Origin of the sequence: Rahnella bruchi (genome assembly GCF_003614975.1) — a bacterium.
Taxonomy (GTDB): Bacteria; Pseudomonadota; Gammaproteobacteria; order Enterobacterales; family Enterobacteriaceae; genus Rahnella; species Rahnella bruchi.
In genome coordinates, this window is record NZ_QZWI01000011.1 from 1 (window position 1) to 23,227 (window position 23,227).

The 23,227-nt window shown below is 52.6% G+C and carries 23 protein-coding genes and 1 pseudogene; 10 read left to right on the forward strand and 14 right to left on the reverse strand.

Going from position 1 to position 23,227, the window contains the following annotated elements:
- Window positions 1-158 precede the first annotated feature (158 nt).
- Both D5398_RS17225 and D5398_RS17230 read right to left on the reverse strand, forming a co-directional pair.
- Window positions 159-470 (reverse strand): hypothetical protein, encoded by a 312-nt coding sequence (locus D5398_RS17225; protein WP_112288749.1) that lies wholly within the window; start codon window positions 468-470, stop codon window positions 159-161.
- Window positions 471-711: 241 nt separating this feature from the next.
- Window positions 712-1,257, reverse strand: a complete 546-nt coding sequence (locus tag D5398_RS17230) for a cysteine hydrolase family protein (protein WP_120508722.1) — start codon at window positions 1,255-1,257, stop codon at window positions 712-714.
- A 439-nt stretch (window positions 1,258-1,696) separates the two neighbouring features.
- Here D5398_RS17230 and D5398_RS17235 point away from each other — a divergent pair, with 439 nt between their 5' ends.
- Window positions 1,697-2,191: a 2-thiouracil desulfurase family protein gene (locus D5398_RS17235; RefSeq protein WP_120508723.1), complete on the forward strand. Its 495-nt coding sequence runs from the start codon at window positions 1,697-1,699 to the stop codon at window positions 2,189-2,191.
- 144 nt (window positions 2,192-2,335) lie between these two features.
- Complete coding sequence (locus D5398_RS25470; RefSeq protein WP_162940784.1) at window positions 2,336-2,740, forward strand: lysozyme family protein; 405 nt, start codon at window positions 2,336-2,338, stop codon at window positions 2,738-2,740.
- A gap of 33 nt (window positions 2,741-2,773) precedes the next feature.
- Here the strand turns inward: D5398_RS25470 and D5398_RS17245 are convergent, their stop codons facing one another.
- Complete coding sequence (locus D5398_RS17245; protein ID WP_120508725.1) at window positions 2,774-3,421, reverse strand: hypothetical protein; 648 nt, start codon at window positions 3,419-3,421, stop codon at window positions 2,774-2,776.
- Between the two features lie 361 nt (window positions 3,422-3,782).
- Here D5398_RS17245 and D5398_RS17250 point away from each other — a divergent pair, with 361 nt between their 5' ends.
- Entirely contained in the window at window positions 3,783-4,412 is a 630-nt protein-coding gene (locus tag D5398_RS17250) for a dTMP kinase (protein WP_120508726.1), read from the forward strand.
- Here the strand turns inward: D5398_RS17250 and D5398_RS17255 are convergent.
- A pseudogene (locus D5398_RS17255) lies at window positions 4,395-4,547 on the reverse strand (LysR family transcriptional regulator); the annotation flags it as partial. The gene D5398_RS17250 and the pseudogene D5398_RS17255 sit on opposite strands and share 18 nt — an antisense overlap.
- Window positions 4,548-4,741: 194 nt before the next feature.
- Here D5398_RS17255 and D5398_RS17260 point away from each other — a divergent pair.
- Window positions 4,742-4,945, forward strand: a complete 204-nt coding sequence (locus D5398_RS17260; RefSeq protein ID WP_120508727.1) for a DUF6434 domain-containing protein — start codon at window positions 4,742-4,744, stop codon at window positions 4,943-4,945.
- 60 nt (window positions 4,946-5,005) lie between these two features.
- Here D5398_RS17260 and D5398_RS17265 read toward each other — a convergent pair whose 3' ends face one another.
- Window positions 5,006-5,863 (reverse strand): aldo/keto reductase family oxidoreductase, encoded by an 858-nt coding sequence (locus tag D5398_RS17265; RefSeq protein WP_120508728.1) that lies wholly within the window; start codon window positions 5,861-5,863, stop codon window positions 5,006-5,008.
- Between the two features lie 95 nt (window positions 5,864-5,958).
- On the opposite strand from D5398_RS17265, the gene D5398_RS17270 reads away from it, so the two are divergent.
- Window positions 5,959-6,900: a LysR substrate-binding domain-containing protein gene (locus D5398_RS17270; RefSeq protein ID WP_120508729.1), complete on the forward strand. Its 942-nt coding sequence runs from the start codon at window positions 5,959-5,961 to the stop codon at window positions 6,898-6,900.
- A 42-nt stretch (window positions 6,901-6,942) separates the two neighbouring features.
- On the opposite strand, the gene D5398_RS17275 is transcribed toward D5398_RS17270, so the two are convergent.
- The 9 genes from D5398_RS17275 to D5398_RS17315 form a co-directional block, all read right to left on the reverse strand.
- Window positions 6,943-7,995 carry a BatD family protein gene (locus D5398_RS17275; protein WP_120508730.1) on the reverse strand — a complete coding sequence of 351 codons (1,053 nt, stop codon included), beginning with the start codon at window positions 7,993-7,995 and terminating at the stop codon, window positions 6,943-6,945.
- Window positions 7,992-9,518 (reverse strand): vWA domain-containing protein, encoded by a 1,527-nt coding sequence (locus D5398_RS17280; protein WP_120508731.1) that lies wholly within the window; start codon window positions 9,516-9,518, stop codon window positions 7,992-7,994. The genes D5398_RS17275 and D5398_RS17280 overlap by 4 nt, the downstream gene beginning before the upstream one ends.
- The gene (locus D5398_RS17285) at window positions 9,515-10,492 is read right to left on the reverse strand and encodes a VWA domain-containing protein (RefSeq protein WP_120508732.1); all 978 of its coding nucleotides are present in this window, start codon (window positions 10,490-10,492) and stop codon (window positions 9,515-9,517) included. Before D5398_RS17285 ends, D5398_RS17280 begins: the two co-directional genes overlap by 4 nt.
- Entirely contained in the window at window positions 10,485-10,925 is a 441-nt protein-coding gene (locus D5398_RS17290; RefSeq protein WP_120508733.1) for a DUF4381 family protein, read from the reverse strand. Before D5398_RS17290 ends, D5398_RS17285 begins: the two co-directional genes overlap by 8 nt.
- Window positions 10,926-11,831, reverse strand: coding sequence for a DUF58 domain-containing protein (locus tag D5398_RS17295; RefSeq protein WP_120508734.1), 906 nt, complete (start codon window positions 11,829-11,831; stop codon window positions 10,926-10,928).
- The gene (locus tag D5398_RS17300) at window positions 11,831-12,829 is read right to left on the reverse strand and encodes an AAA family ATPase (protein WP_120508735.1); all 999 of its coding nucleotides are present in this window, start codon (window positions 12,827-12,829) and stop codon (window positions 11,831-11,833) included. Before D5398_RS17300 ends, D5398_RS17295 begins: the two co-directional genes overlap by 1 nt.
- Entirely contained in the window at window positions 12,826-14,121 is a 1,296-nt protein-coding gene (locus D5398_RS17305; protein WP_120508736.1) for an anaerobic sulfatase maturase, read from the reverse strand. The genes D5398_RS17300 and D5398_RS17305 overlap by 4 nt, the downstream gene beginning before the upstream one ends.
- Before the next feature lie 53 nt (window positions 14,122-14,174).
- Window positions 14,175-15,764: an arylsulfatase gene (locus D5398_RS17310; protein WP_120508737.1), complete on the reverse strand. Its 1,590-nt coding sequence runs from the start codon at window positions 15,762-15,764 to the stop codon at window positions 14,175-14,177.
- A gap of 307 nt (window positions 15,765-16,071) precedes the next feature.
- Window positions 16,072-17,262, reverse strand: a complete 1,191-nt coding sequence (locus tag D5398_RS17315; protein WP_120508738.1) for an OmpP1/FadL family transporter — start codon at window positions 17,260-17,262, stop codon at window positions 16,072-16,074.
- A gap of 206 nt (window positions 17,263-17,468) precedes the next feature.
- Here D5398_RS17315 and D5398_RS17320 point away from each other — a divergent pair, with 206 nt between their 5' ends.
- The 5 genes from D5398_RS17320 to D5398_RS17340 all read left to right on the forward strand — a co-directional run bounded on the left by D5398_RS17320 (window position 17,469) and on the right by D5398_RS17340 (window position 22,967).
- Window positions 17,469-18,500 (forward strand): HAD family hydrolase, encoded by a 1,032-nt coding sequence (locus tag D5398_RS17320; RefSeq protein WP_120508739.1) that lies wholly within the window; start codon window positions 17,469-17,471, stop codon window positions 18,498-18,500.
- A gap of 126 nt (window positions 18,501-18,626) precedes the next feature.
- Window positions 18,627-19,535 carry a hypothetical protein gene (locus D5398_RS17325; RefSeq protein ID WP_120508864.1) on the forward strand — a complete coding sequence of 303 codons (909 nt, stop codon included), beginning with the start codon at window positions 18,627-18,629 and terminating at the stop codon, window positions 19,533-19,535.
- Window positions 19,535-20,665, forward strand: coding sequence for a BamA/TamA family outer membrane protein (locus tag D5398_RS17330; RefSeq protein ID WP_120508740.1), 1,131 nt, complete (start codon window positions 19,535-19,537; stop codon window positions 20,663-20,665). Before D5398_RS17325 ends, D5398_RS17330 begins: the two co-directional genes overlap by 1 nt.
- Before the next feature lie 32 nt (window positions 20,666-20,697).
- Window positions 20,698-21,798, forward strand: a complete 1,101-nt coding sequence (locus D5398_RS17335; RefSeq protein WP_120508741.1) for a DUF4056 domain-containing protein — start codon at window positions 20,698-20,700, stop codon at window positions 21,796-21,798.
- Between the two features lie 17 nt (window positions 21,799-21,815).
- A complete protein-coding gene (locus D5398_RS17340) occupies window positions 21,816-22,967 on the forward strand; it encodes a BamA/TamA family outer membrane protein (protein WP_244216785.1) in 1,152 nt (383 codons plus the stop codon).
- Window positions 22,968-23,227 lie beyond the last annotated feature (260 nt).

Consider the following 23,227-nt stretch of genomic DNA (forward strand, 5'->3'; position numbering starts at 1 on the left):
TATAGCCGCCATGAATGAAAGGTCGGCTCCTCGCTCTCGTCAGACCTTCAGCGTCAGGTGTTTTGTCTGCTGTGTGCTAAGAGCAGACCTCAGCACGTTGAATGAGTTTGGATATTATACAAAATTCGGGTAACCGACAGGTTATCCCGGAAACGAAGCTATAGCGGCGCAACGTTTTCCACTACATGCTGGAATACGTAGGGATCGGAAAGTAGTTCAAATTCTTCGTCATCTGGGTAAGTCACAGCTACGTGATAGCTTTCTCCGGCAAATGTCTTAACCGATTGTAGATCTTGCCAGTAAGTAGCCAGAAAAAAATGCTCCCAGCCACCCTGGGTTTCTCTACGCACACAAGCGCCTATGTTCCCAGATATGCTCTTTGAATGCTCTACACCTGTTTTCTCAAGGTGTTTCGCAAAAGCTTCAGCATGTTTTAGTGGAACACAACCGTGCCAGGTCCTTACAATCATTAGTGTTTCCTCTTTTAGTGGTAAAAATGTAACCATACCATCGGAAGTCACTTTATGGCGTATTTTCCAATTAGCATGCCTCGTAACTTAAAAACTAATTATTGGGATCAGCTAGCCTCCCTCTTCTTGTATGTCCGCTTCTCGCTCTCAGCAGACCTTCAGCGTCACGTGTTTGTCTGCTGTATGCCAGAAGCGGACTTTAAACACCTTAGCCGCCCTGAGGGCGGCTCTCAGTCCCAACTCATTTCTCAGAGTGAAAGGCCCAGTCAGCGGCTGTCGCGAGCAACACAAACGGGCCAGCTAGTGTGACGTTGTGGTGGTTGATGATTTCATTTGCGGACAGGTAATTGTTATCCATTGTCGTGTGCGCATCTGAAATCAGCACGGTCCTGAATCCCAGTTCCGATGCTGCGCGGCAGGTAGTGTCCACACAGAATTCTGTTTTCATCCCGGCGATAACCAGTTCCTTAATGCCTCGCTGGCTGAGCTGATGCTGCAGGTTCGTATCCCGGAAACAGTTGGGGTGCTTTTTGATAAACACGACATCGTGCTCAGCGTACACATTCATTTCGGGTATCAGTTGTGTCAACGGACTTTGCTCAGAGAAGTGAGAATCATCAGGTCCGGTGTGGCGGGCAAAAAATACGGGCACATTAGCCTGCCTCGCTTTTTCAATCAGCAAGCAGATGTTAGACAGAACCCTGTCTGCAAAATACGGTGAGGCGGGGCCACGGAAAAGTCCCTGCTGCATATCGATAACTAAAAGCGCGTTTTCAGATGAAATCATGATGTATCTCCATTCAGTAAGTCATGAACGGAGAAATTTTCTTCCCCGTCCGGTTTGGCGGGGAGTCAGAGTCTGTTTTGTCAGGAGCCAGTCACAGATACGCCCACGCCGCCGAAAGTTCCGGTGGTGGTAACGGTTGTCGCTGTATGAACTGACTTATTCATTTTCTGACTTTCTCTTATGGGTTGGGTATCAGGAACAGGAAACACAACGAGTCGGAAAAAACTTCTCTTTTGTTTTAGCACTGAGATTTACCGGATTCAACAATAATGTTTCCTGAATGTTGCCGAGTTTTGTTAGCACCCCCTGACCCGCAAAGGAAAGCAATTTGGCTTCCGCTCTTCGCTCTTAGCCGCCTGTTGCGCTGCCACAGCTAAGTTTATGTAAAAAGCGAAGGTGTTATAATCGAAGCATTCATTTGCCCAGATATACGATAACGATGATAAATAAAATACTGGTCAGTGCTTGCCTGGTGGGGTTCAAAGTGCGCTATGACGGAAGCGATAAAGCACAAATGACCGATCAGTTGCAGCGCTGGCAGAAAGAACAGCGTCTTGTGATCCATTGTCCTGAACTGGCCGCCGGGTTGCCAATTCCACGTCCCCCAGCTGAGATTGTTTCTACTGATGGTAAAGACGTAATGAAGGCGCAGATCAGAATACTTGAAATTACGGGGCAGGATGTCACTGAGCACTACCAGCTTGCCGCCTGGTTGGCACTACGTACTGCTCGGGAGTCAGGTTGTACCGCTGCGCTGTTAACCGACGGCAGTCCAACATGTGGTAGCCAATTCATCTATGACGGTTCATTTAGCGGCCAACGTAAGTCAGGCATGGGAGTCGCAGCGTCTCTGCTCACTGAACATGGAATAGCCGTGTTTTCTGAGAATAGGCTCGCCGATCTCATTGCCTGGGTTGATGAGAAAGAACGCTGAACATATTTTTTCATTGAGATACGAAAAGATGTCAGCTTTTTTGCTTATTACTGATGTCACACCTTCTCAGGCCGATTTGTGCCAGGAGCGAAACAGTGTTGATGCGGCTTTAAGCCTGCGATTTACCAAAACGCATCTCAGTCATTGGGGCACGGTGACAGCAACAATGTTGAAGTCGCGGCTACAAGCACTGATATTAGAAATGGCTATAATCAAATTTTGGAGCACCCAGACACCCGTGCTGCCGTGCATCTCAGCAATGACGTTGCTATCCAAACCTGTATTTCGGATGTCAAAACGACTGAGACTGGTTTGCGAGGTTTGTATGCAAACTATGATCACTTTAGCGATAGCGCTAAAACTGGACTAGTGGATATGGGATTTAACCTGGGAATTCCGCGCTTAAGCAATGAATTTCCAAAATTTAATGCGGCGGTAAATCGGGGTGACTGGGCGACGGCGGCACATGAATCGCATCGTATACAAGTTGGTGATATTAGAAACGCCGATACTGCACGCAATTTCAATGATGTACTTTCAGGTCATTAATAAGAAAAAGGCACTCATCAGCGCCTTTCCTCATCAAAGTGGGGAGTTTTCATTAATCTCCTGAATTTTCCAAACAGGATCATTTTTGGAAATAATCTCGTAAGTCGTAGACACAGCCCATGTACCTTGGGTTACAAACTTAACCAGTGTGATGTAATCAATGATCTTTCCGTCTTTATCCTTGAAGGTTTGGTGATTATTTATCATGTACCCCCCAGCAGATTTCGCAGAAACCATGCGCCCCTTACTATCAGGTTTCAAATCCGGTTCTTTCTGTCGTATGGTTTTATTTTGGTAAAGTGATTTCACTTTAGCGACTTCTTCATTGCTGATCGCAATAGCTGCTGAGGCAGGGAAATGATCGACTATTTCTTTAAGCGTAGGTTTTTTTGGAACCGGTTTAATTTCTGTCAATCCATGATCTTTGGCGTAGGTCGTGAGATAACAATTAGTCAATGATCTTCTAGCCATATCAGCAAAACGGTCGGGTAAATTAGGCAAGTCGGTCACCGTCTTACCCGCACGGCGAAGCGCGATAAAATCTTCGCAGGTATTTACCTCTTTCAAAGAATTATCACTTAATTTCAGCGATATAGGTTGACTATCTTCTTGTAAAGGTTCACTAAAAACACTACCGGAAACGCATGCAAGCAACACACCCACGATAATTTTATTATTCATAATCCCTCTTTAAACACGAAATGTAAGGTGCAAAGACACAATATACTTTACATCGAATTCAGATACCCGCTTCCCCCCAAAATTCATGGCACGCTCAGAATACCTGTTTTATTTGTATGGCTGATTTTTATGCCCAGTTAGTAATTCCTCAATCAACTGAGAGATAAAATGCGTACTTCCGCTTCTCGCTCAAAGCAGACCGTCAACTCCCATCAGCCTGTAAAACAGGCTTCCCTGTTATTTTTCCGTTTTTGCGGCGGTTCCCTTAAACTACACCGCATAGATTGTCAGATATGAGAAGAAAGATGCTTTTGCCAGCGACAAGCTTTACAAAAACCGTTTCTCCATCGTCATTTAAAGAATGAGTCGTCCATTGTTTGTTTCTCTGGACGGGCCAAAAGGGGCCGGTAAAACCACCCTGCTGGAGGCCATTGCCAAAGTACTCAGGGCTGATAATAAGAAGGTGATCCGACTTAGCGAGAAAAAAAGTGATCCCTTCAGGGGGCAAACAATGGCTCTCGTTAACCAGTTCGCCAGAAATCCCGGCCTGGATTTGGAACAGGAGATTTGTGAGCGCCTGGCCGACAGTCGTGCCTGGATTTCCCGGCATGTACTGACTCAACAACCACCGGACAGCATTATCCTGATGGATCGCTGGTATCCATCGGATGCCGCATTTCGCCGGATGGTGCCGTTTGCAGAGATTTTACAGCTTAACATTGACCGAAACGTGCGAACGCCAGACCTGCATGTCGGGGTTGTGACTGCGCCTGAAATTTCATGGGCGAGGGCGGCGTCCCGGTCGCGCGGGCTGGACAGTACGGTAATTCATAAGCTGGAAGAACATGTCGCTTGTACCCACGCTTTCGAGCGGGAAGTTGCCAGTCACGGCTGGATATTATGCCGTAATGAAGGAACGGTGGAAGACGCAACGATGCAGGTGATATCTGAGATCTACAGGGTTTACGAGCCCTTAAATCCCCGCCTCTAAAAACTCAATAAAAGCTCTGACCTTTGAATTCAGCGCCGAACGTTCGTTGACGCAGGAATAAATACTCATTGGTATACGCGCAATTTCGCCGCCGTTTTCTGCTATTTTAGTAATGATATCAATATCATCTCTGATAATCCGATGTCTAATGCAGTGACAAAAAATACTGCGCGGATCCGCTTTCCCAGGCGCACTTCGTCCTACATATTTGCGCTGTATATGGCGACCTGAGTCATTAATTCGCTGTTTTGTGACGGTATAGAAAAGGGCGGCCGGCTCATTTAAGCTTAATGACGTTATCCGCATGGGCATTTACCGGAGCAGGAAAGATGAAAATTGACTGGCACAGCGCATTACTGACACGTACCACGCTCGTGGATAAAGATTACAAGAACACCCAAAATGTCCGGCGTTTTATGACTGAGCAGTGCGGGGAAGAGTTCCGGTTCGATCGTGATTTTATGGCCTGGATCCGCAATGAGATCCCTAAAACTCTGGGCGATGTGGCCGATGAGTGGAAGCGCAGGCAGTAAGTGCAATGCTGAATTTACAATACTGAGTCCTCATTTCTGAGGACCCAGTTCACAACGGTATCAGTTCATTGCGTTCAGTTTTTCCATCACTTCATCCGATAAATTCAGACGCGCACTGGCCAGATTCTCCTGCAAATGTTCCGGCGATGACGTGCCGGGGATCAGCAAAATATTCGGTGAACGGCGGAGCAGCCAGGCCAGCGCGACCTGCATCGGCGTGGCTTGCAGTTCCGCAGCAACTTCATCGAGTTGCGTGGATTGCAACGGGGAAAATCCGCCGAGCGGGAAGAAGGGCACGTAGGCGATGCCCTGTTCTGCCAGTGTGTCCACCAGCGCATCGTCATGGCGGTTGGCCAGGTTATACATATTCTGCACGCAGGCAATCGGCGTCAGTTTTTGCGCGTCCTCCACCTGTTTCGCCGTGACATTACTCAGACCAATATGGCGGACCAGACCGCGTTCTTTCAGCTTGATCATCGCCTCCAGCTGCGGTTCCAGTGATCCTTCTTTCGGCTGATGAATATCCAGCATACTGCGCAGGTTCACCACTTCCATTGCCTCAAGCCCCAGATTACGCAGGTTGTCTTCCACCGCGCTGACCAGTTCCTGCGGGGTGAAAGCCGTTAACCAGCCACCTTTTTCATCACGACGCGCACCAACTTTGGTGACGATGCACAGATCGTCAGTGTAAGGATGCAGGGCTTTTTTAATCAGCTTATTGGTTTCGTGCGGGCCGTAAAAATCACTGGTATCAATATGATTCACGCCGCATGCCACGGCATCGCGCAATACCTGAATCGCGCGAGCTTCATCTTTTACCGGACCAAAAACACCCGGCCCCGCCAGCTGCATGGCACCGTAACCTAAACGTGATACTTCGCGGTCGCCGAGACGATAAGTCATTGAAGGTTGTGACATGGGACTCTCCTTTATAAGTGTTCATTGATTGTAGCGGTGCGCTGGCTGTGCAACTATCCGGTGAAATCAGGACAAACTGTACGAGGTTACGCACAATGTCGATGGATATCGCCCTGTTGCACGCGGTAGTTGAGGTGGCGAAAGCCGGTGGATTTCGCGAGGCGGCGCGGGTCACCGGCAGCAATGCGTCCCGGCTGAGTGACGCGGTACGTCGCGCCGAACAGCAACTGGGCATCCGGTTATTTCATCGTACCACGCGTACTGTGGTGCTGACCGAAGCTGGCAAAGCACTGATTGAGCGGCTGCTGCCCGCCATGAATGAGGTGAATGCGGCACTGGATGCGCTCAACCGTTACCGCCACACGCCGGGCGGCGTACTGCGCCTGAATGTGCCGGTCAGCGCCACGCGGCTGGTTTTACCTGCGCTGGTGCCGGAGTTTTTGCGGCGCTTTCCCGACATTCAGCTGGAAATCATTGCCGAAAGTAATGTACAGGATGTGTTTCGTGATGGCTGTGATGCCGGTATCCGTTATGACGAACGGCTGGAGCAGGACATGGTGGCGATCCCCATTGGCCCGCGTATGCAGCGCTACGCCGCGGCGGCGTCGCCGGATTATCTTAATGAATACGGCAGACCGTCGCATCCGCGGGATTTGATCCCACACCGCTGCCTGCGCGGGCGCTATGCCAGCGGCATCATGCCCGACTGGGAATTCGAGCGCGAAGGTGAAACGCTCAGCGTACAGGTAAGCGGTCCGCTGGTGGTCAGCGTCGGTGGTGCGGTCGATCTGGCGGTGGAAGCGGCGATCGCAGGGACGGGGATTATTTATCTGTTCGAAGAGTGGCTGCGGCCCGCCATCACCAGCGGAAAACTCGAGCCCATCTTGCAACCGTGGTGGCTGTCGTTCTCCGGCCCGTGGCTGTATTACAACGACCGCCGCCTGATCCCCGCGCCTTTGCAGGCGTTCATTGATTTTGTGCGGGAAGATAATTTACGTCGGGAATCCGCTTTCCGTTCCCGTGGCGCTGTGCTGTGACCTATGTATTCCTGCGGTTCCCGATCTTTTGCATGCACGGGTTTATGTCGCTCTCTTGCTGGCTGTATTGCCGGCGATGGCATTGTGAATGTGACGACCGGGTGTCAGCTCGCTCAGCGGAACAGGATGCCAGAAACGATGCCAGCGGCGATGCAGATACCGTGCGCCACGGGCGATCGGGTGTCTGCTGAACCACAGGATGACCGCGAGGATCACGCCAGCGACGGCTGGCAGGATAATATGCCATTTTTCCTCTCCGGTGCTGCCGCGTAGTACGGACTCACTGCCTGCACCCCGCGCTGCGGCGATGTGAAATGTGGCTCCCGGCAGTTTTGCCAGTTGCCATTGCTGATGGTCAGTATCCCACCATCTGAGCTGTACGGGTGGCAGCGTGACGGTGCCCGCCTGTGAAGGCAGATAACGCAGCCGTTCCGTGCGCTCTGCGCCGTCAACATCGCCGCGCCCCTCTGTAAGCAACTGGCTCTGCGCAGGCAGACTTTGTGTTTGCGTACCCGGAATGGCGTAAAGCACTAGGGGGATCTGGTTCGCCACAATTCCTCGGGCTTTCACGGTCACCGCCCGTTCAATCACATCACCAGCATGCAGCTGTTTGTCATCGGCGGCGTGGAATTGGGTGATTTTCTGGCTCAGTGTCAACTGGCTGGCAGGTAAAAAGCGGTCGGGTTGTTTGGTGTCCTGTGGCCAGTTGACCGGTTTTTCAATAGCAGGGAGTGACACTGTCACTGGTGGCTGGCCGGGAGAGGTCAGCGTCACTTCCGTTGCCGGAAAGCGCAGCGTGCCCTGATCCCAGGCCATCACCTGCCGTTCAAGGCGGATACCGCTCCAGCTGGCGCCGTCTTTGCGGCGGCTGAGCAGCTGATTAGGTAACGGCGTGGTCAGTAATGATCCGTTTTCTATCACGAAGGCGGGCCATTCCGGCGGCGGATTAAACCAGGTATCTGTCCAGAACGTGACGGCCACGCGCACCGGTTGCCCCGGTACGACATGGTCGGGCGCGACCAGTTCGCGGGTGATGTCCATGGCGGCGCGCGCGGGTAAAACTATCAGCAGCAGGATCAGCAACAGACCTTTCATGGCGTTTCCCCCTGATGTGAGCGGTAGAGATTTTCCAGCAGTCCGGCCGGGGAAACATCCAGATTGTCGTACCACTGGCCGACCTGCGGATCCGCACTGGCAGCGGGCAAAATATCCTTCTGATTTACGCCCTGATTTTTCTTCAGATCGTATTTGATATCATCGGGCTTATAGTCCTTTTCTTTACCCTGTGCGGCCTGCCGGTCACGTTCCTGCTGGCGTAGTGTCATGATGATTTGTGCGATTTTAGCGCGGTTGTCCTGTGCCATCTTCCAGCCGGGATGCAGACTCAGCGCCTGGTCGTAACTGTTGATCGCCTGCTGCCACATTTTTTGCTGCGCGTAACTGTTGCCCGTCCACAGCAAAACATCGGCAGTGGGTGGCGACTGGCGAAACGCAGAGGTGGCCGCGACAAAATTCCCGGCACGATACCAGGCAATGCCCTGCCAGAGGGGATCCTGAAAACGTTCTGCCGCCTGGGAATATTGTCCTTTATCAAACGCCCGTTGCCCCTGCATATCAGGGCTTATCCATGCATCGCGCCAGCTGGCCTGACTTTGCGGCAGATACAGCATCAGCGGGAGCGCCACGACCAGCCAGCAGATCAGCTGACGTCGGCAAAACAGCAGCAACAACAGTAACGGTATGACCAGCCAGAAACCGCTGTTTTTCCAGTGCAGGTCAGCGCGGGCATTATTCTGCGCGGTCACTGACTGGCGGATATGGCTCGCGATCACCGAAATATCACTGTCATCGCTGGTCACCAGTGTTACCGGCACACCGCTGTCACGGGTCTGACTGAACCGCTGAACATTGAGTCGTGTATCGATGCCGCGCCCGTCATAGGCTTGGGGTAATGCACCGCCACGGGCAGTACCGGGCACCCATATCTGAAGGGGAAGTTTTGACCCGGCAAGCCAGCGCGCATCTTCAGCAGTGAGAGAATCAGCGATCAGCAGCAGATTACGCGGGGCATCCGCGGTGGCGGGCATGTTTTTCTGCGCCAGTGCGACCGCTTCCCGCAGGCCGGAACCCTGGCCTTCCGGCAAAAGTGACGGCGTCTGGGCGTGCAGGAACAGCGAATAAAATGCCGGATCCTGCGTCAGCGGGGTAGTCAGCCAGGCTTGTGCGTTATACACCACCAGCCCGAAACGGGTGCCCGGAGATTGCGTCATCAGATCCATAATTTTGCTTTGCATACGCTGATGACGGCTGGGGGCCAGATCCTGCGCCATCATCGCCGGATCCTGTTGCAGGATAACCATCATGTCACTTTGCGGCGTCAGGGCTGCGGGTAATTCCCGTTGCCAGGTCGGGCCGGAAAGGGCTATCACCCCCAGTGCAAACAACCACGGCAGGGCGCGGGTCAGGCGGTTTTGCTGCCCGATGATGAGCGCTTTGGCGAAAGGTTTATCCATAATCTGGTGCCAGGCGCTGCGTTCGCGCGTGCTGATAAACCAGAGCAGGGCGCAGAGCAATAAACCGAGCAAACGCCACGGGTAGATAAAATGGAAATCACTCATGCGGTTTTCTCCCTGAAATATCGCCCCAGATTAATGAGAAGCAGCAGCGCGAGCGCCAGCAGCAACGGCCACTGGAACAGCGGTATATGCCATGACCAGCCGATGGATTTCACCTGAACCGGTGTAATCGCGTCGATTTCCTGCCATACGCTGTCGAGCGAAGCACCTGAGTTGCTGGCCGTCCAGGATTTCCCGCCGGTAATACGTGCGATGTCCTGTAACAGCGGCAGATCAACCTTATCGTCGCCGGTGCGGGTAACATCGCCGAAAGCAATGGTGTGCACCTGAACGTGGTGAGAAACCGCCAGTTGCGCGGCGAGCGGTGGCGCAAGTTGCGAGGCGGTGTCGTTGCCGTCGGTGAGCAATATTGCCAGTTTGCTGGCGTCTTTGTTTGCAGTGGTGTCGAGCAGTTTAACGGCCACGCCGAGCGCATCACCAATCGCCGTCTGCTGGCCGATCATGCCCGGTGCCAGCTGATTGATCCGCGTTTGCAAGGCCTGTTTATCTTCACTGACCGGCGCGAAAGGCCAGGCGTGGCTGGCAAAAATCACCAGACCGATGCGGTCTGATTTTCGCTGCGCCACAAATTTCCTCACAGAATCCTGCACGGCCTGCAAACGGGTTATGCCGCCTTCGACATCATTTTTTGCCATCGAACCGGAGACATCCAGAATCAGCACCACGTCGCGCATCGGTTTCTGAATATGCTGTGGCGGGGTCAGGTATTCCGGGCGGGCGAGAGCGGTAACCAGCAGGATCCAGATAATCCAGAACAAAACGCCGCTCAGTTTGCTGCTGCGAACCGGCTGGCTGTTGAGTTTAACTTCATCAATGAGCTCAGGCAGGAAAGGCACGCGCACGCGCTCTTTGACCTCGTTGTCCTGAGGCAGAAAGTAGCGGCTAAGCAGTGGCAGAAAGATCAGTAACGCGGCCCACGGCCAGGCGAAATCGAGGCGGCTCAGAAACTCAGACATCAGGCAGTTTCTCCAGCCAGTGTGTTAACTGTGATTGCAGACGGGCATTTTGCTTAGCGTCCAGCGCGTTATCCGGCTGGCAATACCGGTCGCTGAGTTGCTGACGCAAATCCGCGTCAATCGCCACTTGTTGCAGCAGTTGCTCCGGTGTCAGCCACTGACTGACGACGTCACGGGGCTGATGCATCAGCAGAATGCGTTTAATAAGTTCCAGCCAGCCGTCGGCGTCCTGCGGTTGTCGTAACGCGGCCAGTGCCTGGCGCCGCCAGAGATTACGCCGCCAGCGGGCGAGACGATAAAACAGGAAGATCAGCAGGATTGCAGCGAGCAGAGCCGCCAGAACATACCAGCCGGGAGGAAGAGGAAACCACGAAAACCGTCCGGGCAACGCGGGCTGGAACAAATCCGGTACACTAAATCCCTTTTCCAGCATTTAAAGCCCCCTTTGCATCTGCCGGATTAAATCCTGTGTTACCACAATCTGATTCACGCGGATCCCCAGCCTTGTCAGCTTTTTCTCCTGCGCGCCGAGACGGGTGGTGATGCTTTGTTGTATCTCATCGCGCAGCACGCCTGACAGGGAGAATGCCGCCTCATGTCCGCGATAGCGTGCGGCCAGATTACCCGAGGAGGGCAGGCGCCTGTGCAGATCGTCGAGGATCACAAATGCGCTGACTTCACTGCGCCGCCTCAGTGCGGCCAGCAGCGCTTCGCTTTGAGCATCCAGATCATGAAAGTCACTGATCACCGCCACCCATGAACCCGCCGGGATCAGTTGTCGCGCGTGTTGTAATACAGACGCCAGGGATAAGGTCGTGGCTGGTTCTGCCGGATATTGCTGCGCCAGTTGCTGGTTATAGGCCAGCAAATCATCCAGCATAAGATTGAGATTTGACGCTGGCGGGCGGCATTTTTGCAGCGTGTAATTCGTATCGCTGAACACGGCGCTGCCCAGCCGGTCACCGTCGTGCCAGCTGCGCCACGCCAGTAATCCGGCAATTTTGGCTGCCACCGCCGATTTGGTCTGTCCACGGGTGGCGAAAAACATGTCGAGGCGCTGGTCGACGACAATAAAGACCGGGCGCTCACGTTCTTCGTTATACAGGCGGATCCATGGTGTACGCAGGCGGGCTGTAGCCTGCCAGTCGATCAGGCGAACATCGTCACCGGCCTGATAACGCCGCAAGCTGTCGAAATTCAGACCGCGCCCTTGCTGGCGGGAAACGCGTTCACCCGCCAGTGCGCCGGGCGAAATTTGTCCCGGTGGATTTGACAGCAATTTCGCTTCACCGGCCAGCGCCATGAGCGTGTTGCGGTCAATCGTCAGCGGGTTTTCCATCAGGCCACCACGGCATCGAGCAACATACGAACGACGTCGTCCGGCGAACAGTTATCGGCATTGGCCTGATAACTGAGCATCAGCCGGTGGCGCAATACAGCAGGAGCGACAAGGCGGATATCTTCGGGGAGCACGGCGTCGCGGCCTTCCAGCCAGGCCAGCGCGCGCCCGCACCGGTCAAGCGCCAGCGTGCCGCGCGGACTGGCACCAAAGGTAATATAGCTGGCCAATGTGTCGCTGACACCCTGCGGATGGCGGGTCATTTCCACCAGATTCACGATGTACGTTTCCACCACCGGTGCCACATAAATCGCAGAGATTTCCTGCCAGCAGGTGGCAATATCCTGTTGAGTCAGCATCAGGCTTTCGGGTTCAGCCGCCGCTGGTTCTGACCCTGTATGCAGGTATTTCTGTTGCTGTTCGGCGCGCACCAGTTGCATCACTTTTTGCTCGTTTTCGCGCGACGGATAATCCACCAGCACTTTCATCAGAAAGCGGTCAAGCTGCGCTTCCGGCAGGGGCCAGGTGCCTTCCTGATCCACTGGGTTTTGCGTCGCCAGCACCATAAACACGCCGGGCAACGGCCAGGTTTTCCCCGCAACCGTCACATGGCGTTCTTCCATGGCTTCTAACAAGGCTGACTGCACCCTGGCGGAAGCACGGTTGATCTCATCGGCCAGAATAATGTTGCCGAATACCGGCCCCGGACGAAAACGGAACTGCTCTTCTTCGCGCGTGGCGTGCTGCTGATAAATCTCACTGCCGGTAATGTCAGAAGGCAGCAAATCCGGCGTGAACTGAATGCGGCTGAACTCACCTTCCACGTGCCGGGCAAGTTCACGAACGGCACGGGTTTTAGCCAGACCAGGCAAACCTTCGAGCAATACATGTCCGTCACACAGCAAGGCCACCAGCAACATACGCACCAGCGATTGCTGGCCGATCACCTGTTCATTCATCCGCTGCTCAAGCTGCAACAGTTTTTCTCTGTTTGTCATCGCTTCAATCCTGAGAAGTCACGTTTAACCAGCGTGGCAATCCCTACCAGCATCGGTTCGGCGTAATTAAAGAAGGCTTTGATACCGGGGCAGAGATAGTTCAGCCCGGCTTCGCCATCCGGTGCGCGCACGATGCGGTTTTTCGGGCATTCACCCCAGCACAGTTTCAGATACGGGCAGGCTTTGCAGTAAGCGGGCAGGGTATCTTTTTTCCCCATACCGAACGCTTTCTGCCGCTCGGAAAAGGCCATATGAGAAAGCTCAGTATCGGCGATATTACCGATCTGATATTCCGGATAGACGTAGTGATCGCAGGAATAAGTATCCCCGTTTTTCTCTACAGCGAGCCCTTTGCCACAAAATTCCGACGCGGTACAAATCTGCGCGGGCAATCCCATGGTCTGCGCAACGGCAGTTTCAAACAGATTGACCTGAACGCGGCCCAGATCGTTGTTCACCCATTCTTCAAACACCGCAATCAGGAAGGTGCCCCAGTCATTGGGATCTACCGACCAGTCGGTGACGACAGAATCGAGATCGCCCGGTTTTGCGCGGCGGGAGCCGGTCACAGGGATGGTCTCATCACGCCAGAACTGCGGGGCGGTGACTTTGAAATCGACCGGTTCGACGCACGGATTAAACTGGACGTAGGTTGCGCCCAGTTCACGGGTCATGAAACGGTATACTTCCAGCGGAAAACGGGCGTTGGTGCGGTTGACCGTCACCAGTGCGTTAAAGGGCACTTTGTATTTTTTCAGTGCCGCGACGCCCTGCATCACTTTGTCGAAAGTCGGTTTGCCGCTGCGCGTGACGCGGTAGCGGTCATGAAGTTCCCGCGGGCCATCAATGGAGATGCCCACCAGGAAATGATGTTCTTTGAGGAATTCGGCCCACTTATCGTTAATCAGCACGCCGTTGGTTTGTAAGTCGTTTTCGATACGCTGACCGGGCTTCTTGTACTGCTTCTGGAATTTCACGACTTTCTGAAAAAATTCCAAACCCATTAACGTCGGTTCCCCGCCTTGCCAGGAGAACACCACCTGCTCACCGTCCTGACCGTCAATGTACTGGCGGATAAAATTCTCCAGCACTTCATCACTCATGCCGGTGTGACGATCCTGGTGCAGCAGATCTTCTTTACTCAGGTAAAAACAGTAGGTGCAATCGAGATTACAGGTTGAGCCGGAAGGTTTGGCCATTACGTGGAAACGTCGCTTATATTCAGGGCCTTTGCCATCATATTTTTCAGCTGACGGGAGTGCTTTAACAGGCAATGTGGTGCTGTACTTCATCGCGCCTCCTGAATGGAATGCCGGGCAGTCGCCTGCCCGGCATAGGACGTGTATTAGTTATTCGCGTTGGCGCCCTGTTCAATCATCGCTGCCGCATCGGAAATCGTGAATGAGCCCGGTTTCTGACGTGGCGGGAATTCTTTAAAGGTATCCAGCATTTCTTGAACGTATTTCTGCGCGCCGCCCATCAGGAACAGACGGTCGTAGAACCAGGTTTGATAACCCATACCGTCGGAGCCTTTTTCAAGCGGATCTACTGCCAGATCGAAGATCATCGGTGCACGCAGTTTGGTGAACGGATAACGCCACAGATCCAGACCCGTATGTTCCTGGATCATGAAGTGCGCTTTCCAGCGTCCGTAACGGATAGCCAGCAGGTCGCCGTCATCGCTCCAGTAGAAGAATTCCTTACGCGGGTCTTCGCCTTTGCCCTGAATGAAATCGAGCTGGTTATAACCGTCGAGATGCACTTTGTAGGTGATGGACGGCGTTTTGTAGCCTTTCAGCAACTGTTGTTTGATATCTGGCGTACCGGCCGCAGCAATCAGCGTCGGGAACCAGTCATTACTGCCGAAGATATCGTTAATAATCGTGCCCGGTTTGATATGTCCCGGCCAGCGGATCATCGCAGGAACGCGGAAGCCGCCTTCCCAGCCGGTATTTTTCTCGCCCCGGAATGGCGTGATACCGCCATCCGGCCAGGTCGCGGTCATCGGGCCGTTATCCGTGGTGTAAAGCACGATGGTATTGTCTTCGATGCCCAGATCTTTAATCTTCTGCAACACTTCACCGATCATCTTGTCATGCTCAACCATGCCGTCGGCATAGGTGCCCAGCCCGGTGACACCAATGCTGGCGTCTTTCAGGTGAGTTTTGTTGTGCATGCGGGTGGTGTTAAACCAGGTGAAGAATGGCTTACCGGCTTTGGTCTGGCGTTCCATAAAGTCGTTATTTGCTGCCAGAGTTTCTTCATCCACTGTGCCCATACGTTTGATGGTCAGCGGGCCGGTATCCTCTATTTTGCCGTCAGCAGAGCTTTTAATCACGCCGCGCGGGCCAAATTGTTTACGGAAGGCCGGGTCTTTCGGATAGTCAGGGTTTTCCGGTTCTTCTTCCGCATTCAGGTGATAAAGATTACCGAAGAACTCATCAAATCCATGGGCGGTAGGCAGGAATTCGTCGCGGTCGCCGAGGTGGTTTTTACCAAACTGACCGGTGGCGTACCCCAGTTGTTTAAGAATATTGGCAATGGTCGGGTCTTCTTTCTGCAACCCTTGCGGTGCGCCTGGCATACCCACTTTACTCATGCCGGTACGGAAAGGCATCTGTCCGGTAATGAACGAAGAACGCCCGGCAGTAGAACTTTGCTCAGCGTAGTAAGACGTGAACTTCGCACCTTCATTGGCAATACTGTCAATGTTTGGCGTTTTATAACCCAGCATTCCCTGGTTATAGGTACTTAAATTCCAGTAACCAATGTCATCGCCGAAAATTACAACAATATTCGGTTTAGAGCTGTCTTGTTTGGGGGCATTTTCGGGCGATCCCGCTGCAGGCTGGGGAGTCGCTGCTGCCGCAGCACTTGATATCAGTGCGAGCATGCTGGCAACAATCGTTCGCCTGAAAGATACTTTGTCAACCATGGTGGTCACTCCGTTCATTAGGGGCAGGGATTAAGTCAAATTGAGTATAGTCAAGTTTTGAGTTTTTTCATTACATTTTGAATTAAAAGGTAATAATGACGTTTCAATTGATGAAATGAAAAATTAATCCTTTGATTTATGAGCTGCCGATCATGCCTTATTTTGGAAATAGGCAATGATTTAACTTGTTTAATTTTAAATTAAACAATTCATATTAATTTTCCCAGGGCGCTGACTTTTTGAAAAGGTACTGTGGGGGATTCAGATTTCTCCGCCTGATATTGTCATCAACACGGCGGAGTCAGGCTCAAAATTTATAGCTGTAATTCATGCTGAAAAAGTACAGGGAAGGATCCTGATATTCTCCTTTAATGAGTGGCGTTTTGACCCTCGATGACTCCATGGTCAGATACTCAAACGCCACCCCGACGTTACTGGCTGGGGTCAGCTGATATTGCGCCCCGGTGCCGAAACGCCACGCTGCGCCGGAAGGCGTAGTCAGCGAAGTATCATCCTGCGATTTATAAAAACTGCTGTCATAGGCGACACCGGCATTTAACCGCCAGGTATCATTCGGGCGGAACTGCGCCCCTAACGCCGTATGCCAGGTATCCTGCAATTTATTTTCACGTTCAAGCGGATTGTTGCCGGTGTAAATCTGATTGCTGCCGTATTCGCTCCAGTTCTGCCAGCCTAAATCGCCCATCACCGACCAGCGTTTATTGATGTCATGCACCACGCTCAGCATGAGCTGGTCGGGTGTATTCACTTGTGCCGCAAGCGGTAAGGTGTATTCAGCGTTATTAATCTGAGGGAAACGGGCTTTGGCATCAATGCTGAAATGGTATTGTGTTTTACTGGCATAATTGAGGCCAATACGGGTGTTTTCAGTGGCTTTGAATAAAATACCGGTACGGAAATTGAGCGCCCAGTCATGATCGTTTTGTTTTTTATCGTCGCCATCCACCTCACGGGTCAGCGAAAGAAAACCGTAATTAATCCCTAAACCAACACCCCAGGAGAGGCGCTCATTGACTTTCCAGGCCAGCGCCGGGCTGAGGGTTAAGCCGATAAGCGTGCTTTTCTTGATAAGACGATCAGCCGCCCAGTCGCCAAAATCCAGTCCCAGACCATAGTTCCCATAGAGTCCGATCCCGGCGGAAACTGAGTCATTCAGGCGCTGTGCGTAAAACATATTGGAACCCGGAAACCAGCCGATGGTATTGCCGGGACTTTTACCTTTCAGCGCGGAATTATCATCGAGAGAATAGGGCGTATGGCCATACAGCGCCTGTATTCCGCCGGTCAGCATATGGTCGGGAAGTTCGGTCATTCCCGCTGGGTTGGACATCAGCGTGGAGGCATCCTGCGCCCGCGCGGCCTGCCCTGCACCGGCCAGCCCGGTATCCTCGGTACCGATTTCATAAAGGTATAATCCCGCTGCCTGCGGGCTGGCAGAAAATAAAATTCCACTTATCAATAATGTAAGTCTTTTCATATTCCGCCTGTGATGTCAGTTCGAGTGCTGCCCCGTTATGCTCTTCTAACAAGTAGGAAAGGAATTCATTAATTGCAAATCTCAGATAACAAATAATAAAAAGATATTTCTGTTTGCTAGAAATAATTTCACTTACTGACTAGCCTTTACCGATGTACCATCCCAATGAAAAAACACGTTTCTTACTAATTTTGCAGGATATTGAGATGATAAATTCTGGCTGTATTGCCGTTCGTGACAGAAGAATTCCGGGTTTGCTTGTCGCGGTTCTCCTGTTTATTTCTCTTGCCTGTCAGCAGGTATTTGCAGCCACGGTTTTACCTTCCTGGAATGACTCAGCGACTAAAACCAAAATCACCGATTTTGTGCAAAAAGTGACACTGGAAGGCGGCGCTGATTACGTTAAACCGGAAGAACGCATTGCGGTCTTTGACAATGACGGTACTCTGTGGACCGAACAACCCGCTTACGTGCAGCTGGTTTACCTGATGGATCGCATCAGGGTACTGGCACCTCAGCATCCTGAATGGAAAAACCAGCAGCCATTTAAAGGCATTCTGGAAAACGACATGAAAGCCGTGGCGGCAACCGGCGATCAGGGGCTGATGGCGATTGAACATGCCGCAGATGCCGGGCTGACCACAGAAGCATTCAAAAAGAACGTCTCGGCCTGGCTGGAAACAGCCCGTGATCCGCGTTTCAAACGCCCTTACACCGAACTGGTTTTCCAGCCCATGCTGGAACTGCTGAGTTATCTGCGGGAAAACGGCTTCAAAACTTACATTGTGTCCGGCGGTGGCACTGATTTTATGCGTCCGTGGGCAGAAAAAACCTACGGTATTCCGCCGGAACAGGTGATTGGCTCTACCGATAAAGTAAAATTTGAAATCGACAAAAACGGTCATGCGCAGTTGATTAAACAGGGCGTCATTAATTTTATTGATGATGCTGAAAACAAACCGGTGGCGATCAACCGTTATATCGGGCGGATGCCCCTGATGGCGTTTGGTAACTCCGACGGCGACCTGCCGATGCTGCAATATGTTGCTTCCGGCACGGGTCCGCATCTGGTGCTGTATGTGCATCATGATGACGCTGCCCGCGAATACGCCTACGACCGCCAGTCGAGTTTTGGCCGGCTGGATAAAGGGCTCGATGAAGCAGCGAAAAAAGGCTGGCCGGTGGTCAGTATGAAAACGGACTGGAAAACCATTTTTCCAGACGTTCAGACGAAATAACGCATTCCTGCTACAGGATTGTTCTCTGCTCATGATGTGAGCGAAAGGGCGGAAATTAACATGAACAAGTTCAGCGGGACGCAAAAACTTCTGATAGTGGTCTGTTTGTGGTGGGCACCACAGGCGATGGCAGAAATGACTGAGCCGCAAGATGCCAGTTCCGATGGTCACACTTTTCCTATCTGGGGCGATGAGGCGCGTGCGCGCGGCTATTCCATTCCGCTGCCGTTTGGCGTCAATCTCAGCTACATGAACATGCGCCAGAACGTCGATGTCGACAGCATTACCTTCTCCGGCCTGAAACTGGGCGCGCACCCGATCCCTTCCGACATGTTTAATATTGATGTCGCTAAAACCCGCGAACGCAGCCAGACGGAAAACCTGCGCCTCGATATGTGGGTGTTCCCTTTCCTGAATGTCTACGGGTTGCTCGGGTACACCAAAGGTTCATCGGTGTCGAATGTTTCGGTGGATGCGGATCCGTCGCGATACACCGGTCTTGACCGTGTTATCGCTTCGTCAGTGCATAATCTGAACCGCAGCGGTGATTTGAAAGATATTGATTTTACACTCGATTTTCAGGGCAGAACCATTGGCACCGGCTTCACCCTGGCGGGGGGGTATGGCAACTGGTTTACGCTGGTCGATACCAACTATACCCGCACGGATTTTGACATCCTCGACGGCAGCATTTCGGCAGTGACAGTGTCACCTCGCGTGGGGTATCGATTTACTCTGCCGGGCGTGGCCGGGCCTTCGCACCTGAGTCTGTGGGTCGGCAGTATGTATCAGGACGTGCAGCAGGAATTTAAAGGCAAGCTTTCCGACTTGCATATGCCTGCCGAACTTCAGCCGTTGATTTCGACCGTCAATCAGGACGATGACGGGCGTTTTGACGTCAAACAGCATCTCAATTCGCCGTGGAATATGCTGGTCGGCGCGCAATATGAAATCACGCAAAACTTTAACGTGCTGTCAGAAATTGGATTCAACGACCGCAACAGTTTCTTTCTGGCGGGTGAATACCGTTTCTGATGAACAAGTCTGGATTATTGCTGGCGGGATTACTGACCCTGATGGCGTCGCCTCTGAACGCCGAAGTTCTGTCGCGTGAGGAGATCGACGGCTTTCTTAATAAACTCGGTGCGGATAACCACTTTGATGCCAGCAAAGGCGTGAACTGGAGTGTGCTGCCGGGGCCGTTTTACACGCCTGAGCTGAAACTTGGGCTCGGCACCGCCGTGGCGGGCGTTTTTCGTGTCAGTCCTGAAGATAAAGTGACGCAAAACTCATCGATTTCCTTTACCGGATTTGTCAGCAGCAGCGGTGCGCTGGGGCTGGGAATGACCAATTACACTTTTTTTCGTGACGATCAGTGGCGGCTGTTTATGGATGGCTCGCTGGCTAAAATCCCTACCGGTTTCTGGGGCATCGGCTATAACGCGGCGCAGGGGGATGAAATGAAATACACCGAGAATACGTTGCGTCTGCATCCGCAAATCTTCTACCGGCTGGCGGACAATTTTTATGGCGGCGTGGGCTGGGATTTCTCGACCATTCATGCCGATGTGGATGATCCGCACCAGAATGATTTATTCACACGCTACGGTGCGGATAAAAACTCGCTCAGCTCCGGCGGCAGTGTGGCGGTGAATTACGATACCCGTGATGTGATCACCCGCCCGCAGCATGGTCAGTTTTTCAGCGCTGAATACAGCGTTTTCGATCCGGCGACAGGTTCAGACACGCATTTCACCGCGTTGCAGTTGCAGTACAACCATTACCAGCCACTCAGCGACAGCGAGGTTCTGGCCTTTGATCTTTGGGGACGTTTTACCCAGGGCGACGTGCCGTGGGACCGGCTTTCTATGGCCGGCGATGATCGCCGTCTGCGTGGCTACTATCAGGGGCAATATCGCGATAAAGACGTGGTCAGCACCCAGCTGGAATACCGTAAAAAACTCAACTGGCGTAATGGTTATGTCGTGTGGCTGGGGGCGGGGGCGCTGGGCGACAAACCGGGGGATCTGACTTCCCATCCAATATTGCCTAACGCCGGAGCGGGTTACCGCTTCGAAGTGAAGCCCGACATGAATATTCGTCTGGATCTCGGATTTGGTCGCGACAGCGCCGGATTCTATTTTCAGATTGCGGAGGCCTTTTGAGAATCAGGATTTTGCGGGCCTTATTGCTCGGCATGGCGGCATTGAGCCATGCACAAATTTCACATGCACACGCACCGGACGCACAAATTTTGCCGGTGGAATCGGCATCCCGCGTGGGAACGGTTGCGAAACATCTGGCTGCGCCTGAATCGCTGCGGCCGTGCTGCGCATTTGGCTATGATCTGCACGTCCGCGCCATTGGGGTGCCGGTGCCGTTTTATCAAATCGGCAATGTGCTGACGGTCGCAACGCTGGGAAAACATCATTACAACGACAGCCGCTTTGCCGCAGTGAAAAATATCGCGGGGCTGAGTGAGGAAAAAAGCGGGCTGATTTACAGCCATCGTGGCGGGTTCATTGATATCGCCCATGTCCGTGATACGGCGGATAATACTTTCTACCTGTTCACCCGGATTTATCCGCGGCTCGGCAGTGACTGGCGTCTGTTTTACAGCGAGGAACTGGGGCTGCGGCGCATTCAGCTCAAACACTTTACGCCGCCGTCCTCTCCGGCTGAGCGTTATACGCTAGCCGCCTGGCTGGCGGGGCATCTGGCATTCCAGCTGGCGCAATGGCATGAAATTGCCCAGTGGTACGGCTTTCAGTCAGTGGCGGGTTTCTCCGAAGAAGTGTCGGCCTTTTCACCGGAAGATTTGTATTCCAATCTGCTCGGCGCACGGCTGGCGATTAACGTGATCCTGCAAGGTAACGCTGGAACGACCGCGAAATATAATGCCGCGATGGATGTCGCGTTGCGTGACGTACTGGTCAAACTGGGGGCCGTCAGTGAGGCGGAAACCGGGCAAAAGTTTCATGAAATTGACGGTGACTGGTGGAACAGCAAACGTCGCGTGCCGGACAAATTTCTGGTGCTGAACCGCAATTATGATTTGAGCGAAACCCGCTATCCGACGCCGGTGCCTTTCGAGCGCACCGCGCCTTATCAACTCACAATGCCTGAAAAAGTGGCGGGATATACGCTGTCTCAGCTTGGACAACTGCAAATTTATACCGGTAATGATATGCGCGGGCTTAAACCGCCGGAGCATTTCTATGAGCCTTCACAATTCCCGGCACTGGCGGAAAAGGCGAAATATGCCGACCAGATCCAGTTGCAGAAACTGAATAAATAATTGCAGCGGGGGCGGCTATGTTATTAAGGATCGCGAAGTTAAGCCGGAACGGGCTGTTGCTGTTTCTGGCGGGAATATCGCAAACCAGTGCTGCCGGACAGATTGACCCGACAGATACTATGCCGGATATGAGCAATTATTTGCGGGAAAATCCTTACAGTTTTCTGCCTGTTCCTGTGGTGATCACTGAACCTGCGGTCGGTTACGGCGGCGGATTATTTGGGTTGTTTTTGCATGATACCGACGAGGATAAAAACGCCGATCCGCTTAAGCCTCACGTTCCGGCGGCGATGAGTGCGCTGGGCGGCGGTGGGACACAAAATGGCACCTGGTTTGCCGGTGGCGGCCATCGCCATACCTGGAATGACGACAGCATCCGTTATCTGGGCGCTGCCGGTTATGCCGATATCAATCTGGATATTTATTCCGGCGATATCGCCGGGTTTGGAAATGGCAGAAGCGTAAATACCACCACGCGCGGCTACGGTGGAATGCAGAAACTTCAGTTTCGCGTCGCCGGATCGCCAATATTCGTCGGTGTTTCTCAGTTTTATGCCCATATGCAAATCTCCGCAGATGATAATCCCGTGGTAAACCGCGTCTTTAAGCAGGTGCTGGGGGAATCGAGCACCACTTCCGGCGTGGGGCTGGTGGCCGAATATGATTCTACTGATAACTTGTTTTATCCCCGTAACGGCCTGTCTCTGACCGGCGAATACCAGTTCTACACGCATTTTCTCAGCGGCGATTACCGCTATGACCTGCTCAATATTGACGGGCGCTATTTCTACCCGCTGGGCACTGATTTTACGCTGGTGGTGGCCGGGAATTATCAGTCGCTGTCGCGCCATGACAAACACCTTCCGCCAATGGCAAGGCCCTACATCAATTTGCGCGGGATTTCCCGTTACCGGTATCAGGGGGATTATGTCAGCACGGTGCAGACCCAGCTGGAGTGGCAGGTCACGCCGCGCTGGATAGTGCAGGCGTTTACCGGTGCGGGGAGCGCAGGTAAAACGGCAGGGAGTTTATATCAGCAAACCGAAGTGGCGTGGGGCGGTGGTTTTCGTTATCTGATTGCAAGCCAGTTCGGGCTTTATACCGGCATTGACGTGGCATTCAGCGACAACGAACAGGCGTTATATTTCAATCTGGGTGCCGGGCTTTAATTCAGCGGCCCGTCATCTGCCTGCAAATTTTTAACACAAACGCAAAATAATCCACGACAATTACTCATGCCGGATATATTTATCCAAAAATCATAAATAACATTTACAGTAATAAAGACATAGACCGGGCTTGTTTAAGCCTTATTTAGATTGCCTGATTCAGAATAATAGTATTAAAAATATCCTTTATGAAAGTTTGAAGGGATATTAAATAACGTATTGCTTACTGGGATTATGACCATGAATACCGGTGAATCAAT

What these genes read in the sequence shown, in the direction of transcription:
- D5398_RS17225 (WP_112288749.1), bottom strand. Translation starts at nt 470, where the DNA reads ATGATTGTAAGGACCTGGCACGGTTGTGTTCCACTAAAACATGCTGAA.
- D5398_RS17230 (WP_120508722.1), bottom strand. Translation starts at nt 1,257, where the DNA reads ATGATTTCATCTGAAAACGCGCTTTTAGTTATCGATATGCAGCAGGGA.
- D5398_RS17235 (WP_120508723.1), top strand. Translation starts at nt 1,697, where the DNA reads ATGATAAATAAAATACTGGTCAGTGCTTGCCTGGTGGGGTTCAAAGTG.
- D5398_RS17245 (WP_120508725.1), bottom strand. Translation starts at nt 3,421, where the DNA reads ATGAATAATAAAATTATCGTGGGTGTGTTGCTTGCATGCGTTTCCGGT.
- D5398_RS17250 (WP_120508726.1), top strand. Translation starts at nt 3,783, where the DNA reads ATGAGTCGTCCATTGTTTGTTTCTCTGGACGGGCCAAAAGGGGCCGGT.
- D5398_RS17260 (WP_120508727.1), top strand. Translation starts at nt 4,742, where the DNA reads ATGAAAATTGACTGGCACAGCGCATTACTGACACGTACCACGCTCGTG.
- D5398_RS17265 (WP_120508728.1), bottom strand. Translation starts at nt 5,863, where the DNA reads ATGTCACAACCTTCAATGACTTATCGTCTCGGCGACCGCGAAGTATCA.
- D5398_RS17270 (WP_120508729.1), top strand. Translation starts at nt 5,959, where the DNA reads ATGTCGATGGATATCGCCCTGTTGCACGCGGTAGTTGAGGTGGCGAAA.
- D5398_RS17275 (WP_120508730.1), bottom strand. Translation starts at nt 7,995, where the DNA reads ATGAAAGGTCTGTTGCTGATCCTGCTGCTGATAGTTTTACCCGCGCGC.
- D5398_RS17280 (WP_120508731.1), bottom strand. Translation starts at nt 9,518, where the DNA reads ATGAGTGATTTCCATTTTATCTACCCGTGGCGTTTGCTCGGTTTATTG.
- D5398_RS17285 (WP_120508732.1), bottom strand. Translation starts at nt 10,492, where the DNA reads ATGTCTGAGTTTCTGAGCCGCCTCGATTTCGCCTGGCCGTGGGCCGCG.
- D5398_RS17290 (WP_120508733.1), bottom strand. Translation starts at nt 10,925, where the DNA reads ATGCTGGAAAAGGGATTTAGTGTACCGGATTTGTTCCAGCCCGCGTTG.
- D5398_RS17295 (WP_120508734.1), bottom strand. Translation starts at nt 11,831, where the DNA reads ATGGAAAACCCGCTGACGATTGACCGCAACACGCTCATGGCGCTGGCC.
- D5398_RS17300 (WP_120508735.1), bottom strand. Translation starts at nt 12,829, where the DNA reads ATGACAAACAGAGAAAAACTGTTGCAGCTTGAGCAGCGGATGAATGAA.
- D5398_RS17305 (WP_120508736.1), bottom strand. Translation starts at nt 14,121, where the DNA reads ATGAAGTACAGCACCACATTGCCTGTTAAAGCACTCCCGTCAGCTGAA.
- D5398_RS17310 (WP_120508737.1), bottom strand. Translation starts at nt 15,764, where the DNA reads ATGGTTGACAAAGTATCTTTCAGGCGAACGATTGTTGCCAGCATGCTC.
- D5398_RS17315 (WP_120508738.1), bottom strand. Translation starts at nt 17,262, where the DNA reads ATGAAAAGACTTACATTATTGATAAGTGGAATTTTATTTTCTGCCAGC.
- D5398_RS17320 (WP_120508739.1), top strand. Translation starts at nt 17,469, where the DNA reads ATGATAAATTCTGGCTGTATTGCCGTTCGTGACAGAAGAATTCCGGGT.
- D5398_RS17325 (WP_120508864.1), top strand. Translation starts at nt 18,627, where the DNA reads ATGGCAGAAATGACTGAGCCGCAAGATGCCAGTTCCGATGGTCACACT.
- D5398_RS17330 (WP_120508740.1), top strand. Translation starts at nt 19,535, where the DNA reads ATGAACAAGTCTGGATTATTGCTGGCGGGATTACTGACCCTGATGGCG.
- D5398_RS17335 (WP_120508741.1), top strand. Translation starts at nt 20,698, where the DNA reads ATGGCGGCATTGAGCCATGCACAAATTTCACATGCACACGCACCGGAC.
- D5398_RS17340 (WP_244216785.1), top strand. Translation starts at nt 21,816, where the DNA reads ATGTTATTAAGGATCGCGAAGTTAAGCCGGAACGGGCTGTTGCTGTTT.